The organism is Mucilaginibacter sabulilitoris, from assembly GCF_034262375.1.
In the GTDB taxonomy this organism is placed as follows: domain Bacteria; phylum Bacteroidota; class Bacteroidia; order Sphingobacteriales; family Sphingobacteriaceae; genus Mucilaginibacter; species Mucilaginibacter sabulilitoris.
In genome coordinates this window covers 1,544,136-1,560,121 of record NZ_CP139558.1, presented here as the reverse complement: position 1 = coordinate 1,560,121, position 15,986 = coordinate 1,544,136, and the positions used below count along the sequence as shown (strand labels likewise).

Annotated in this window: 10 protein-coding genes; 2 read left to right on the top strand and 8 right to left on the bottom strand. The window is 42.0% G+C overall.

Annotated features, from left to right (window positions below; translation table 11 throughout):
- Positions 1 to 41: 41 nt before the first annotated feature.
- From SNE25_RS06835 to SNE25_RS06800, 8 genes are all read right to left on the bottom strand, one after another.
- On the bottom strand, positions 42 to 629 hold the full coding sequence (locus tag SNE25_RS06835; RefSeq protein ID WP_321564348.1) for an RNA polymerase sigma factor: 588 nt from the start codon (positions 627 to 629) through the stop codon (positions 42 to 44).
- Positions 630 to 695: 66 nt separating this feature from the next.
- Positions 696 to 1,094, bottom strand: a complete 399-nt coding sequence (locus tag SNE25_RS06830; protein WP_321564347.1) for a glycoside hydrolase family protein — start codon at positions 1,092 to 1,094, stop codon at positions 696 to 698.
- A gap of 1 nt (position 1,095) precedes the next feature.
- On the bottom strand, positions 1,096 to 3,066 hold the full coding sequence (locus SNE25_RS06825) for an alpha-L-arabinofuranosidase C-terminal domain-containing protein (RefSeq protein WP_321564346.1): 1,971 nt from the start codon (positions 3,064 to 3,066) through the stop codon (positions 1,096 to 1,098).
- A 392-nt stretch (positions 3,067 to 3,458) separates the two neighbouring features.
- Positions 3,459 to 4,586: a sialidase family protein gene (locus tag SNE25_RS06820; RefSeq protein ID WP_321564345.1), complete on the bottom strand. Its 1,128-nt coding sequence runs from the start codon at positions 4,584 to 4,586 to the stop codon at positions 3,459 to 3,461.
- A 35-nt stretch (positions 4,587 to 4,621) separates the two neighbouring features.
- Positions 4,622 to 5,767: a glycoside hydrolase 5 family protein gene (locus tag SNE25_RS06815; protein ID WP_321564344.1), complete on the bottom strand. Its 1,146-nt coding sequence runs from the start codon at positions 5,765 to 5,767 to the stop codon at positions 4,622 to 4,624.
- Between the two features lie 37 nt (positions 5,768 to 5,804).
- A complete protein-coding gene (locus SNE25_RS06810; RefSeq protein WP_321564343.1) occupies positions 5,805 to 6,887 on the bottom strand; it encodes a family 43 glycosylhydrolase in 1,083 nt (360 codons plus the stop codon).
- Between the two features lie 109 nt (positions 6,888 to 6,996).
- Positions 6,997 to 8,526 (bottom strand): RagB/SusD family nutrient uptake outer membrane protein, encoded by a 1,530-nt coding sequence (locus tag SNE25_RS06805; protein WP_321564342.1) that lies wholly within the window; start codon positions 8,524 to 8,526, stop codon positions 6,997 to 6,999.
- 12 nt (positions 8,527 to 8,538) lie between these two features.
- Positions 8,539 to 11,604 (bottom strand): SusC/RagA family TonB-linked outer membrane protein, encoded by a 3,066-nt coding sequence (locus tag SNE25_RS06800; RefSeq protein WP_321564341.1) that lies wholly within the window; start codon positions 11,602 to 11,604, stop codon positions 8,539 to 8,541.
- Between the two features lie 221 nt (positions 11,605 to 11,825).
- Between SNE25_RS06800 and SNE25_RS06795 the strand changes: the two genes are divergently transcribed.
- Both SNE25_RS06795 and SNE25_RS06790 read left to right on the top strand, forming a co-directional pair.
- Complete coding sequence (locus SNE25_RS06795) at positions 11,826 to 15,005, top strand: ligand-binding sensor domain-containing protein (RefSeq protein ID WP_321564340.1); 3,180 nt, start codon at positions 11,826 to 11,828, stop codon at positions 15,003 to 15,005.
- The gene (locus SNE25_RS06790) at positions 14,990 to 15,799 is read left to right on the top strand and encodes a response regulator transcription factor (RefSeq protein WP_321564339.1); all 810 of its coding nucleotides are present in this window, start codon (positions 14,990 to 14,992) and stop codon (positions 15,797 to 15,799) included. Before SNE25_RS06795 ends, SNE25_RS06790 begins: the two co-directional genes overlap by 16 nt.
- Positions 15,800 to 15,986: the final 187 nt, after the last annotated feature.

Here is a 15,986-nt window from a genome sequence, read left to right as displayed (position 1 = left end):
CAAAAAGGGAGTAGTCGGGAAAATAAAAAATGAAATTATTTTTATTTCTTAAACAGTTGACTGAGAATGATGGCTACCAATATATGGGAATCTACAAGTACAATACTTCGTACGGTTTGTACGGCCCGACGCAAATGTGCTTTAACCGTAAGGCGCGAAATATGCAATTGATTGGCCACCTCCTGCTGTTTCATTCCCTGCAAATGACACATGTTATAAATTAACCTTTGTTGAGGGGGCAATGTGCTCAAGGCCCTATCCAGTATTTTCCTTGTGTCGTTGTAATAGATATAATTTTCGGTTTCTTTCTGTTGTTCTGTCCAATCCTGGTTCATTAAGGCATGGCAGCGGGTTTCTAACGCGATACGTTTTAAAACCTGTAGTACCTGGTTACGCGCCATAATACGGATGTAAGCACCAAAGTTTTCAATATTGGGTAGGCTGGCCCTATTAATCCAAACCTTTATAAATACATCCTGTACTATTTCCTCTGCTTGCAAAGCCGATTGGCAAATTTTTATCGAATAACTATAAACTTTATTGTGATATTGTTTAAACAGCAATTCAAAAGCGGCTGGATTATTTTGAGCTACCTCTACTAATAATGTTTTTTCGTTATCAAAATGCATTTATACTCACATTTACATTATTCCTGAATTACCAGTACCAATCATAACATAATCACATGTCAGTTATTAATACAAAAGCACTAACAACAACTTATTGGAAATAACCAGCTGTAATAATTGGCAATTAGTACAATGTTCAGATATTGCACTTTTAGTAAATGTATAATATGAAATCTTTTTAAGCGTCCTGCTCCATCCTGCTTTCGGAACCCAAATGTGACCTTTAAAACCGGGGATGCCATCAACAGCCCATTGCGGGGCCGTTGCAAATACCGGTTTTTCAGCCTTCCAGTACCCTATCAGCCGGCGAACACATTGCAATCCCATTACCCGTACAAAGATATAATAAGTACTATCCTGTCGGGTCATTACCGGGTCATGCACCGATATATTAGTCCTTAGCTCCTGGGCATTGCTGATAATGCCCGGGAACAATAAGGATATGATCAGAAAGATTTTTTTCAATTTATTTATTTTTAAGCCTTACTACTTTAAACGCATATGGTTCAACAGCAAGCTTCAGGGTATTGCCCGAAATGTCAACGGTACTTTCAACAGGGCTAACTGTTGTAGGCGCGGTCAATGAATTTTCAGCGTCTTTGCTATCAGCTTTTAGCGTTGTAACAGTAGCTTGTTTTTGATAACCTTTTGAACCTGTAATTTTAAAGCTCACGTTTTGTGCCGATGTGCTGGTATTCACAAATTTGATCACCAGTTCGTTGGTATTCTTGTCTAAACTCGCAGTCGCATAGCTATCATTTTGCCCGGCTACGGCTTCGTTGTTCAAGGTAAGCGGAACCACATCGGTGCCTTTATTAAGGGAAAATAATTGCTGCACATAGTAATTTGGCGTAGCATAGCTTTTCAGGTTATCAAACCAGATAAGGTTTGGTGTCCACTGCCAACCCTCCACATGAGCAAAAAGCGGTGCATATGAAGCCATGTTCACCACATCAGCATTACGCTCCAAACCGGTCATGAAAGCTGCCTCAGAAAGGGCGCACTCCCAATTGTTTTTATTTTGCGGGCTCACGGTTGATTTGCTCTGTGCAGCATACTCACCGGCGAATATCTTAGGCCCTTTACGGTCATAATTATCATAACGGCGGGCATTATCCCTAAACCATTTTGCCGGCGCATAGTAATGCTCATCTAAAATATCAGCTCCTAAACTGCGGAATGTTTTATTTAGCAGATCAAATTCCTTGCCTTCAGGCGACGGCCCCAGGGCAGATACGATCTTGATATCCGGGTATTTAGTTTTGATAGCTTTGGTAAAAATTTTCCAGCGGTCAATATATTGCGGACCCCATTGCTCGTTACCAACACCTATCATTTTTAAATTAAAAGGTGCCGGATGGCCAAGATCCGTACGCAGCTTGCCCCATTTGGTGCTGGCATTGCCATTGGCAAACTCAATCAGGTCAAGCGCGTCCTGTACATAAGGGTCAAGTTTATCTAACGGTACAAGCTCGCCGGTGTTAAACTCACAGGCCATACCGCAATTCAGAATTGGCAGAGGCGAAGCTCCGATATCTTCGGCTGTCATGAAATATTCCATAAAACCCAGTCCGAAAGTTTGATAGTAATCAGGCGTGGGGCGGTGCTTAAATTCGGTATTCCAGCGGTTAATGATATTCTCGCGTTTGTCAACCGCACCTATGGTTTTTTTCCACTGATAACGGTTGCTTAAATCGCGGCCCTCCACAATACAGCCTCCGGGGAAACGTAGAAAACCAGGTTTAAGATCGGCCAGCTTCTGTACTAGATCGGCACGTAAACCACCCGGACGATTTTTCCAGGTATGCTCTGGGAACAGGGAGATCATATCGAGGTCGATGATACCCTTGCCGCTCATCCAAACATATAATTGTGCGTTTGGCGTAGTAGCACTTGATTTAAATTTCAAGCTGTAATGGTTCCATTCCTTATCGGTTGGGGTAAGTTCAGCTTTACCTATAATAACATCATTGTCACCATGCAGTTCAACATTCAGTTTTACATTGGTATCTCCGTCCTGCTTAGCGATCACCGAAAAGCTGTATTCCTCGCCTTCCTTAACACCCATCCCTCCGCGGAAACCCTCGTTCGAGAAACCATAAAAACCGGCATCGGTTGTGATATAACTTTTTATAAAGTGAGCATTCTCCGGCCGTTCAACGGCACGGTTAATTACCTCTGTACGGCCATCACCACCATCCCTTTTTTGCTCCTTCCATCCCATCAGGGGCATGTTAAACTCAAACGAACGGTTTTTTACAAGCTCTGCATATACACCGCCATCGGCAGCAAGATTTATATCCTCAAAAAATATCCCATACATGGTAGGCTGAATGTGGGCCTTCACCTTATCAGCAGTTATAGTATACTGTGTTTGCGCATGTACCGCGGTAAAAGCACCGGCAGTAAACAGCACTAAAAAAAATCTTTTTAGCATGGCTTATTATTTGGTTAATTTTTAAAATCTAAGATAGGTTATTTTTTTATTGTTAAATAAACACTTAAAAAAAATAACACTAAAGTTTATAAGACCGTTATTACGGTTATGGGGAACTATGGTAACCAGGTTATCTCTGCGAAGATATACGTTAATCGTATGCCGCCTGACTTATTAATACCGGATATTTGTTAAAGCGTTTAAAAATGATCCGATCGTTTTGATGAGTGTTTAAATGAGTATTGGATTTGTTGATAATTTGGATTTTGTTGATAATAATGTTTTTTGACGTTTGCACCAGGAAAACTGTTGGTGAATGCCGACGAAGCTAATACTGATAAAACACGGCAAAAAATTATTAATAGTTTTTTCACCTGATGATATTTTTAAGGTTATTCCACTTTCCCAAAACGTATTTGTATGTTATTGCCCCCTTCGGTCCGCGGAGCGGAGTTTACTACTCCAATCTCGTTATCGCCGGTTTGGTAAACCGACGGCCACAAGGTTTTGGGCCATGCCGGGTTGATCGTTTTCCAGGTTGCCCCAAAATCGGTACTTACCGAAATATTACTTTTGTTGGATGTTACCACCAGGGTGCCATTTTTTAAAGATAGGATATATGGGCCACCCAACTGATCTGCTATTTGTTGGCCTAAACCAGTGGGCCAGGTTATCCCGTCGTCGCTGGTTTTGCAATAAATGTTACAGGATTCGGGCCCACATATCTCGTATACTACAATATATTTACCATTTTTCATCTTCGTCCATACAGACATACCGGGCCGGGACGCGTTATGCATGGGTTGGTACGCTACCCAGATCTCCCTGCCCCAGGTTTTACCCATATCCGGCGATATTTTCTGTGAGATAATTTGGCTGTAGGATGGATTTTCGGTTACATGTTTTTCGTTGGCATACATTACTGACAGCTTCCCGTCACCCAGAAAATAAAAATGCGGCTCATAAATACCTTTATCAGGCTTACCCAAATCGCCCGGGGCGCCTTGATTTTCATCGATAATACTGATGCGTTTCCAGGTTTTGCCCTTATCGGTGCTTTTGTAAACAGGCAATATATACGACTCCTGCCAGCGTACAGAACGACAGGCCAGTAATATGGCCCCATCGGACAGTTCAATAAGCTGTGCATTATCAAGATCCCTGCCCGGATCAACAATAGCGCCTAACTTTTTCCAGGTTCGGCAGTTATCGGTACTCACCGAAACTTCCAGCTGGAGCCCACCCTTTGGATCATTTTTATAACCATTATTGTTCGATATGGTATATCCTGCAAGCCAGTTGCCATCTTTGAGCTTAAGCAGCCGTGCGTATTGCGAACCATACCGCCCGTGATGGCGGCCCGGCGTTCCACCAGCTTCGGGCACCTTACCAGCATCATCAAAAACTGGGACGTTATTGACCACAACTGTTTGCCCCCATTTTACAGAATCTATTGATTTTAACTGCGCGCATACTATGCCACTGCATCCTAAAAACAAAATCGTTAGCAAATTTTTCATAGATAGACGAATAGATCTTATTTATCAACTTCTGATTAATTCTTTCCGTTTACTTCGGCGGTCATTTTACGGATCAGGTCCGTTTCTTCCGTTTTATAAGGTGTGCCATCGGTATTAAAAATATCATGGAACCATAGCGGCGGGGCGGCTGTATAGGTTTTTGTCCAACTATCCCATGGGAATATGGTTTGCGATTTGCCGTTTACAAAGCCCCAATTATACATACCTATCCGGTACTTTTTTGCGACGGGTAAAAAGGTTGCAAAGGTGCTGCCATTTGGCCTGGCCATATATTCTGTGCAAATTAACGGCTTACCATAGCGCTGCAATAACTTTATGCGGTTTTCAAATACGCCAACACTATCATAATTATGAAAGGTGATAATGTCTGACTGTGTTAACTGTAATTTCTCAATAGGTTTCATTTTAGCCGAATCGCTCCAGTCGCCGGCCCAAATGCCCGAAGTGGCAAATTGTGAAGGATTTGCCGAGCGTACCCACTCAAATGTTTTCTTTAAAAGTGGGACTACGTAATCTACTTTATTAGGCAGCTCCACCTTTTGATAAGATGCACCCGTCATGTTATCAGGCTCATTCCAAACATCCCAGCCGAGTATGCGGCTGTCTTTAGCAAAATGCGATACCACGGTTTTTACATAATGTTCAAGCCTTGGGTATTGTGTAGAATCTTTTAATGCATTTTGACCAGGGCTTTGCACCCAACCGGAATTATGAACGAAAGGCTTGGGCGCGCGTTGCTTTCCTGTGTGCGGGAATGGGTCCCAGCAGGAATCAAATATCACCAGTAATGGTTTTATTTTATGTTTATCGGCTATAGTCAAAAAGGTATCAACCCGTGTAAGGAAACCTGCCGAATCTTGTTCAAATGCCAGATCATGTAAAAACACACGCATGGTATTCATGCCTAAACCTTGTGCAAGGCCCAGTTCTTTATCAATAGTAAGCGTATCAAAAGTATCGGCCTGCCACATTTCAAGCTGGTTAATGGCTGTGCTTGGCAAAAAGTTGGCACCTACTATCCATGGTTGCTGATCATACCAGTCCTTTGCCTGTTCTTTGCTCCAAATCGCGCGGCTATTAGTTGTTTTTATAGATTTTTGAGTACAAGATGCAAGCAATACGATGCACCATAGCGATAAAAATAAAATTCGTAGTTTCATAATAATTGTTTGTTATTGAGTGCCTTGTAATAAGTGTTTAGTGGTCATTAAAAACAGGGGCTTTTTGTGCCGAAATTGATGGGGTACCACCTTTAATTTCGGGCCAGTCGTTATTCCAGGTTAGTTTATCAAGCATTAAAGCCCTGCGGTTGGCGCCGCTTGATACAAGCGGGTTGCCCCTGTCAATAGCATGATATAAAAACCAATCGGTACCGGCATCGTCCTGCATGAGGCGGGCATTATGGCCCGGCCCGGCATATCGGGTATTACGTTCAATAAGCAAAGTTCCGTTACCTCTGGTTTTTAAGTCATGGCCATCTTTATCCAGGTAGGGTCCCATTAAATTGATTGAGCGCCCCACTCTTACCTGGTAAACACTTGCCGCGCCATCGCAGCAATTGTTTTTTGAGCCAAAGAAGTAGTAATAGATCCCCCTTTTATGTATCATTACGCCCTCAAAATCCCCCGCAGCTACATTGATCTTTTTTGTAAAATCGGGTACTGATTTACCATCAGCCGAAAGTTCGACGCCCCAGGTGCCGTTATTGGCAGCCGAGCTATAGCTACCAAAGAAAAGGTACTTTTTGTTACCGTCGTTTATATAAAAAGGGTCGATGGCATTGGCTACCCCTATCTCTGACGACAGGAACATCTTACCCTGGTCTGAGAAAGGCCCCTCCGGTTTATCGGCGATGGCCAGCCCAATACCCGGGTTTGGGTCGGCCCAGATAGAATAAGCGTAATACATGTAGTATTTACCATCGATATAATTTACATCGGGCGCCCAGATAAATCCATTTGCTTTCCAATTGGGTTTGGTAACAAAAGCATCATTAAGGTAATTCCATGAGGTAAGGTTTGTTGATTTTACCACGGCAATGAGGTGCGTGCCGTGACCATCTCCCCAGTCGTCCTCTGTACCGTAGGCATAAAAGGCGTTTGTGCCAGGGGCTTTTATAACAGATGGGTCTGCTAATATTGGCGTGAACACCGGGTTAATATATTCATCTTTTGCGATAGCCGGCGGCGGTACAACCGGCGTTTTTGCCCCTTCTTTTTTGGAGCATGCCATGCAAAGCGAAACCAGCAGACATATTGGTAAAAGATGTTTCTTTTTCATAGGTATAAAACCAGCTATATTTTGCTATAGGTGCATAGCAACTATCAGCGGTTATTAAAAGCCGGGAAGATGAGTGATGCATGTCCCATGTCCCGGCTTTGTTTAATGATTAATAGTTTGGATTTTGGTGAAGATTGGTGTTGTTTCGCACCTCAACCTGTGGTAATGGCAACCTGATATTTTTGCCTACGACAAAGTTTTTAAAGTCGGGATCGCGTTCTGCTACCTTATCAACAGCCGCCTGGTTATCCAGATCGCCCCAGCGTTTTAAGTCGGCCCAGCGCACGCTTTCACCACAAAGCTCCAGTTCCCGCTCCATTTTTAAACGATCGCGAAAGAGGGTTTTATCATTACCAATTGCCGGATATGCGGTAGCAAGCGGTCTCATATTTGAGCGCGCCCTTACCCGGTTCACATACTGATAAGCGTCTGAGGTTTGCCCTAATTCGTTCTGCACTTCGGCATACATTAGTAATACATCAGCATAACGTATTACCCGGTTGTTAACTTCGTTATAATAATCCTCATTAGTACGATAATAATCGCGTGAATACTTTTTAAACCAGGCTTCGTCGGCATCCCACTGCCAGCTGCGGCCATAAATCTTATCACCAAAATCAGCCTCAAGCTGCGGATAGAACAAGGTGTAGCGCAGGCGCGGATCGATTTTATTATCGATTGTTTTTTCCTTTTTAAACTCAGTAACCATCCAGTTACGTGCCTGTCCGTCAGACCATCCTATGCTTCGTGGAGCAAAGAACTGAGTCCGGTTGGTACCCATATTTGAACTCGGTCCATCGCCTTCCGCAGTTTGATTGGCGTTGGAAAACTGGATCTCAAAAACAGATTCTTTATTGTTTTCCATAGTAGCCCGGAAGTTTTCTTTAAAGTCTACCAGGTCATAGTAACTTTTTCCGGCCCCGGTTACCAGGTAATCAAAAGCGGTTTTTGCTTCGGACCATTTATGCTGCTGCATATAGGTCTTCCCTAACATTGCCAGCGCGGCGCCCTTAGTTGCACGGCCAATATTAACGCCGGTGTATTGTTCGGGCAACGCGGTGCTTGCTTCGGTAAGGTCTTTTTCTACCTGTGCCCAAACCTGTGGTAAAGTAGCCTGTGCAGGCATATCCGTTGGTGTTTGCGGCGTTAAAACAACAGGTACGTTTTCCCATAAAATAGCCGCGTAGTAGTAATAAAAGCCACGTAAAAATTTGGCTTGTCCCAACAGCTCTTCTTTTTTCTTGGCATCGGCAAATTCAATTTTAGGCACGTTGGCCAGCACCTGATTACACCGGTAAATGGCTTTATATACATCACGGAAAGTGTTCACATTACCTTCCCAAAAATCATAGTTGATGTATTGAAAACGTGTCCAGTCGCCCAGCTCTAACCAGGGGCTTTTACTAAAGCCTTCATCCGACGTAAGATCAAGCCTGAAATAGATCCAGCGATTAAATCCTCCGTTTTGATAAAACATGTGATATATGGCGTTCACACCTTTTTCCGCATCGCTTTCTGAAAGCCAGAATTGAGAAACCGGTAAAGTATTTGGATTGGCCTGATCAAGCAGTTGCTTTTTACATGACGTAGCAACACTCAATACAAGCAATAAGGTTATTTTTAATATATTATTTTTCATGATGCTGTTTTGTTAAAATCCGAAATTTAAACCCACGGAATATGTTTTAAGATTAGGGAATGCACCGTAATCGTACCCTTTTTCCCATACGCTCGTATTACTAAATTCCGGATCAAGACCTGTGTATTTAGTTATAGTGATCAGATTTTGCGCAGAAACTGTCAGCTGTGCATTAGCCATGCCTATTCGTTTTGCTATGGAAGATGGCAGATTGTAGGTTATACCAATATATTTCATGCGTGCGAAACTTCCGCTCTCTAACCACCTATCAGAATCACCTCTTGAATTTAGCGTAGTGCCGTAATAGGCTCTTGGAGTAGTAGTATTTGGATTTTCGGGTGTCCATGGCTGAATTCCTGCCCTGTAGTTTGAGTTATCATCAAACCTGTCGGTTACGCTGCGTGGGCCGTTAAATACCTTTGCACCAACCGAAGCAAACCAATCCATTGAAAATTCAAATCCTTTATAGGATGCATTTAAGTTAAGTCCAAGCTCATACTTTGGCCATGGGCTGCCAACCACCACTTTATCATCATTAGTGATCTGTCCGTCACCATTATTATCCTTAAACCTGACATCGCCAGGTTTAGCAGTTGGCTGTATGATAGTACCGTTGCTGTTTTTATAATTATCAACTTCTGCCTGGCTTTGAAACAAGCCATCGGTTTGCAATACATACCACATACCAATTGGCTCGCCCTCTTCTGTAACGGTGTTGCCTACATAGGTTTTGTTTTTGTTATAACCTAAATTAAGCACTTTATTCCTCAGTGTGGTGAAATTAACACCAATGCCATATTGAAACGGTTTAGAGCTTTCACGGTAATTAGCGCTTAATTCAAACCCGCGGTTACCCAGTGTGATACCATTTACCTGCGGGTTGCCACCATCATTGCCTGTAGTATAAAGCAAAGGGTATCTGATTAACACATCCTCTGTTTTGGCAATAAAATATTCGGCAGTTACCGTTAATTTGCTGTTTAAAAATGTAGCATCAAAGCCATAGTTCTGTTGTATCAGTTTTTCCCAGCGCAAATCATTATTGGCCAGTTGTACCTGCGTGGCGCCTTGCTGGGTAGTTTGATCGGGACCGAAAACAACTGTTGAGAAAGTATTTACTACGGCCTGGTATTCATAAGCGCCAATATTGTTGCTACCTACAGTACCATAGCTTGCCCTTAACTTCAGATCATTGATCCATGATGATTTAAAGAAATCTTCTTTACTGATACGCCATGCACCGGAAATGGACGGAAAAGTACCAAACTTATAACTCGGGCCAAATTTGGAAGAACCATCTGTACGTATAACACCATTTAACAGGTATTTATCATCAAAGCTGTATTCCACCCGTCCGAAGTATGATATCAGGTCTGTACGTTCCCGGTAACCGTTTGTTAAAGCCGAATTACCCTGATCTAACACATCATAATATTGCTTGGTATTGGGATTATATAATAAATTACGCTTGGTACCACCAATAAGTTCATAGTTGGTACGCTGATACGACTGCCCGCCAACTGCATTTACAACGTGCTTTCCGAAAGTTTTATTGAAGGTTAGCGTATTTTCAATCAAACCCGAAACGTATTCGGCCCTGTTCTCGTTGGCAATAGACGGATCGTAAGCCTGATTAAGTGTCCAGTTACCTTCTTTTCTGAAATACTTGTAATGATCATCACTTGTTTCAACACCCAGGTTTAACCGGTATTTTAAGTAGGGTAGTATTTGTAATTCACTAAAAAAATTACCACGAATACGCATATTCTGGTTTGTACGGTCTTCCAGATCGGCTATTGCCACCGGATTGGTACCAAACGTACGTGCCTTTGATTCATCGCCATAACCATAACCACCCGGATTGGCCGGATTATATACCGGTATAGTAGGTAGCAGGCGTATCACATCAATAATAGGATTACCTGACATTTCATTTGCCTTAGCCCTGCTGATGGCCAGGTTTTCACCAATGGTGAATATCCCTTTGCGTCCCTGCGTATTTACCCTGAAATTGATCCTATTAAAATCAGTACTGATAACAGTTCCTTTATTGGTAAAATATCCTCCTGATACAAAATAGCTTCCGTTTTTGCTTCCGCCTGAAAAGCTGACATTGTAATCCTGAATATTACCGGTTCTATAGGCTACATCCTGCCAGTTGGTGTTATTTTGCAGCTCGAGTTTTTGTCTTGGCACATTTGCATTATCATAAGCCATAAAGTTCAATTTGGCAAACTCGTCCGTTCCGGCTAAATCATAACGCGGTATGGTTTGTACACCCGACTTGCCCGTGAAGCTAACCATCATAGGGCCGTCCTTACCCTTTTTGGTGGTAATAATAACCACGCCATTTGCAGCCCTTGAACCATAAATAGCAGCTGCCGAGGCATCCTTTAATATCTGGACAGATTCGATGTCGCTGGGGTTAAAATCGCGGTTTGCGGTTGTTATTAATCCGTCAATAACGTATAAGGGATTAGAATCGGGTCCCAGGTTTTTTAAACCGCGGATCTGTATCTGCGCTTCAGAACCTGGCTGACCTCCGCCACGAACTTTTATACCCGACGCCTGTCCCTGCAAAGCTTCGGCAACAGTTGTGGCCTGCCGCTTTTGTATATCCCTGGCCCGCACAACAGATACCGCGCCGGTTAGGTCCTTTTTCTGCTGTGAACCATATCCTACAACCACCACCTCGTTAAGAGAGGCGGATGAATTGGTGAGCTGGATATTAATACTGGTACGGTTGCCAACGTTTACCTCCTGATCGGTATAGCCGATAAACGAAAATACCAGCGTGCTTCCGCCCGGTACGTTGAGGGTATATTTTCCGTTTACATCCGTGCTTACGCCGATAGTTGTGCCTTTTACCCTCACATTAACGCCTGGAAGCGGGGCGCTTTTATCATCGGTAACAACACCGCTAACGGCTGCGTTTTGTGCCTTTACCTGCAGGGCGGCCGCTAAGAAGATAAAGCAGCAAATGAATGCCGGAAGAAAAATCTTCCTAAAGGCCCCTTCGGGATAGGAGGATTTTCCAGGGCGGGTACAACCGCCATCGTAAGATAAATTTTTTTTCATAAAAGATTTTTTTAATTGGTTAGTCTGTACGCTAAAAATGGCCTGCGGGAGCAGGGGATCATTTTTAGTAATCAAATATGAAATTACAAACCGAGGAATTATCTCGTATTTGTTTCATTCTTTCCTCAATTTGTCTCACACCGCAGACACCGTTATAAGATACTATCGGTCAGCTTACACAATAGGTTTTAAAAACTATATTTGAATACCAAATAACCGATGTGTTGAAGTATCGATTTTTTTCAGTATTCTTTTTTTGCCTTATAGCAACCGGAAATATCTTCGGCCAGTCCTACTATTTTAGTCATTACCAGGTAGAGAACGGGCTCTCGAATAACGCGGTCATATGCAGTATACAGGACAAAAAAGGCTTTATGTGGTTTGGTACTAAAGACGGCCTTAACCGGTTTGACGGATATACCTATAAGATTTTCAGAAACAACCCTGACGATAAGAATAGCATCGGCAGTAATTTTATATGCTCGCTGTACCAGGATCAGAACGGAGTATTATGGATAGGTACAGAGCGGGGATTGTACACTTATGATGATCATACAGAAAGCTTTAAATTCCTGAAGGGTAGTTCGACAAATGCTATCAGAGGCATGGTAATGGATGGCGGTCAAAACCTGTGGTTTATATCAGGGCTTACGCTTTTTAAGTATATACCGGCTACAGGTGTTATTACCTCTTATGCAAGAGATTTTGAAGCAACATCCCTTTGCAGCACTGCCGGCGGAGCTATATGGGCAGCTACCCCCCAAGGCACCTTACAAAGGTACGATGAAAAGTCGGATAGCTTTCTAAGCTATCCGGTATTTAATCATTCAAAGCCCGCTACTTCTGACTGGATCGAAAAAATATACAGTGATGCGCCGGGAAGCTTATTGGTGGGCACATCAAACCAGGGTGTTAAAATGTTTAATACCCGCACACTCGACTATACTGATCTGTTAACGAATAATACCGATGGCACAACCATATTTGTAAGAGATTTTATACGCAGTTCATCAAACGAAATCTGGATAGCCACCGAATCAGGAATATTTATTTATGATGAAACAAGTCATAAGTTCACCAATCTGCATAAACAATATAACAATTCCTATTCATTATCTGATAACGCTGTTTACACACTTTGTAATGACAGGGAAGGCGGTATATGGGCCGGAACCTATTTTGGCGGTGTAAATTATTATCCTAAACGTTATACTTATTTTGAAAAAACATTCCCGAAGACCGGCGAAAATTCAATAAGCGGCAACGCGGTAAGGGAGATCAGACAAGATGACCAAGGCAACCTTTGGATAGGGACTGAAGATGCAGGTTTAAACAAATTAGACCGGATTACAGGCCTGTTCAGTAATTATAAACCCGGCGACAGAAAATCTGGTATTGCCAACACCAATATACATGGCCTCCTGATATCAGGTAACGAGTTATGGATAGGCACTTTTGAGCATGGCCTGGATGTAATGGATCTTAAAACCGAAAAAATAATAAGACATTATAACGCAGGCCCTTCGCCCAATCAGTTTAAAAGCAATTTTATTTACTGTATGCTAAAAACCAGGAAAGATGAAATACTTATCGGGACGGCTGTTGGCATGTACAAATACAATAAAGCAACAAACGATTTCACATTGCTTACCCAGATACCCGTTACGGCTTTTTATACGACAATTACAGAAGATAAGGTGGGGACTATATGGGCGGGTACTTTCCGAGATGGCGTACATTATTTTAATGAAGAAAAGAACTTTCACGGCACGATCAATAAATTCCCGGACAAAAAAATCAACCTGAGCGCTAACAGGATAACCTGCGTGTTAGAAGATACGGGCAGCCATATATGGATAGCGACAGAATCGGGTTTGTATAAATACAACCCTTTAACAAAACACATAAAAGAGTTCTCGGTAAAAACCGGCTTTCCTGTTAACCTGATCTACAGCGTGCTCGAAGATTCAAATAAGCAACTCTGGATAAGTACCTCAAAGGGGCTGTTAAACTTTGATATCGGTACAGAAAAAGTAAAGGTATTTACCAGATCAAACGGGTTACTAAATGATCAGTTCAACTATAACTCTGCTTTTAAAGACAGCGCCGGAAAAATGTATTTTGGAAGTGTAAAAGGTTTAATCAGTTTTAAACCTGCAGAGTTTATAACCAATACGTTTATCCCACCGGTTTACATTACCGGGTTCCAGGTTTCCAATCTTGAGCTGGCCGTCAATAAAGATGGTTCTCCCTTAAAAAAGTCAATTATATTAACAGACCATATCACACTCACTCATCACCAATCATCATTCAGTATTGATTTTTCGGCACTAAACTATACCTCACCAGGCACCACCGAATACGCATATAAAATGAATGGTTTATATGAACAATGGACTTATATAAAAACCAACCGCAAAGCCTATTTTACCGAGCTACCGCCCGGAGATTATGTATTTAGGGTAAAAGCCGCCAACAGCAGCGGTGTATGGAACACAAAAGAAACCAGGCTGTACATAAAAGTGCTTCCTCCCTATTGGAAAAGCACCTGGGCGTACACGATATATGCACTGCTGTTTATAGTCTTTTTGTGGTGGATAGTTAACAGTTACCACAAACGGCTCCAGGCAAAGAACGACCGCAAAATGGAGGTTTTTGAGAATGAAAAAGAAAAGGAAATATATCAGGCCAAAATTGAATTTTTCACCAACGTAGCGCATGAAATACGCACGCCGTTAACGCTCATTAAAGGTCCAATGGAAAAAGTTATCAAACGTGCGCATGAAGTACCGGATATTGAAAAGAACCTGCAGATCATGGACAAGCATACCGAGCGTTTATTGTCACTTACCACACAGCTGCTTGATTTTCGTAAAACGGAATCAAACGGGTTCTCCCTGAATTTTGTGAAGGTTAATATAACCACCTTATTAAATGAGGTGTGGACAGGCTTTCAATCTGCTGCGGAGCAAAAGAATATCGACTATCAATTATTAACTCCTCCAAAACCATTATTTGCTTATATCGATCCCGAAGCGCTTACAAAAGTTATCAGCAATCTGATTGATAATGCCATAAAGTATGGTAGATCTGTAATCATAACCGAGCTTTTGCCGCACCATAAAAACGACGGCTTTTTTAGCATACAGGTTCGGAATAATGGCAGACTAATTCCAGCTGAATTTCAGGAAAAGATCTTCGAGCCTTTCTTCAGATTAAAAGGAAATGAGAAAAAACCGGGAACCGGAATAGGTCTTTCTCTTTCAAGGGCGCTTGTTGAACTGCATAAGGGCCGTTTACAAATGATTGAACCGGCAGATGGTTTTAATATATTTGTAATAACGCTCCCGGTACACCAATTAATTGAATTTAAACTGAATGGCAAATGGAAAAAACAATAAGTGTTTCCCCAAAACGATATGACAGTGTTGATAAGGCCGTAATTTTATTGGTGGATGATAATAAAGATGTACTGGCCTTTGTTTCTGATGACTTAAGTGAAAAGTATATCGTCCTTAACGCTCGGAACGGCAAACAAGCACTGAAAATACTAAAGGAACAGATCGTTCAATTGGTCATAAGCGACGTGATGATGCCGGTAATGGATGGCTTTGAACTATGCAGAACCATTAAAGAAAGCTTTGAACATGGCCACATCCCCGTTATTTTGTTAACAGCCAAAGACACCCTGCAATCAAAAATAGAAGGATTAGAACTTGGTGCTGATGCCTACGTTGAAAAACCATTTTCCCCCGAACATTTGCAGGCACAGGTTGCAAGCCTTTTAAAGAATAGGAATAAAACTAAACACTACTTTTCAAACTCACCATTGGCGTACAAAAAAACCATCGCCTATTCAAAATCAGACGAGTTGTTTCTTGAAAAACTTAACGGGGTAATATTAAAAAACCTGAACAATACTGATCTGGATGTTGGGCACCTGGCCGGTATGATGAACATGAGCCGCCCAACACTTTATAGAAAAATAAAATCCATATCCGATCTCACGCCCAACGAACTGATTAACCTGGCACGTTTAAAAAAATCAGCCGAATTATTAAATGAAGGTTGTTTAAAAATATATGAGATATCTGAATTGGTAGGCTATAGCTCTCAGACTCATTTTGGCCGTAATTTTTTAAAACAGTTTGGCATGTCGCCATCAGATTATATTATCGCGCAGACATCTCAGTAATATCCCCTGATATAATCAGGGTACAACTGGTGCAAACTTTGTCGTCCCGGCGAGATAAAGGGCGGTACTTTGTAGAAAGAAGAAATTTCCGGAATATAGAGGATAGAGATACTAATCACTTCTTTCAGATTAAATGACAAAAATAAATGGCTGAATATCCATTTGCTTTGCAAATTGAATTATTCAG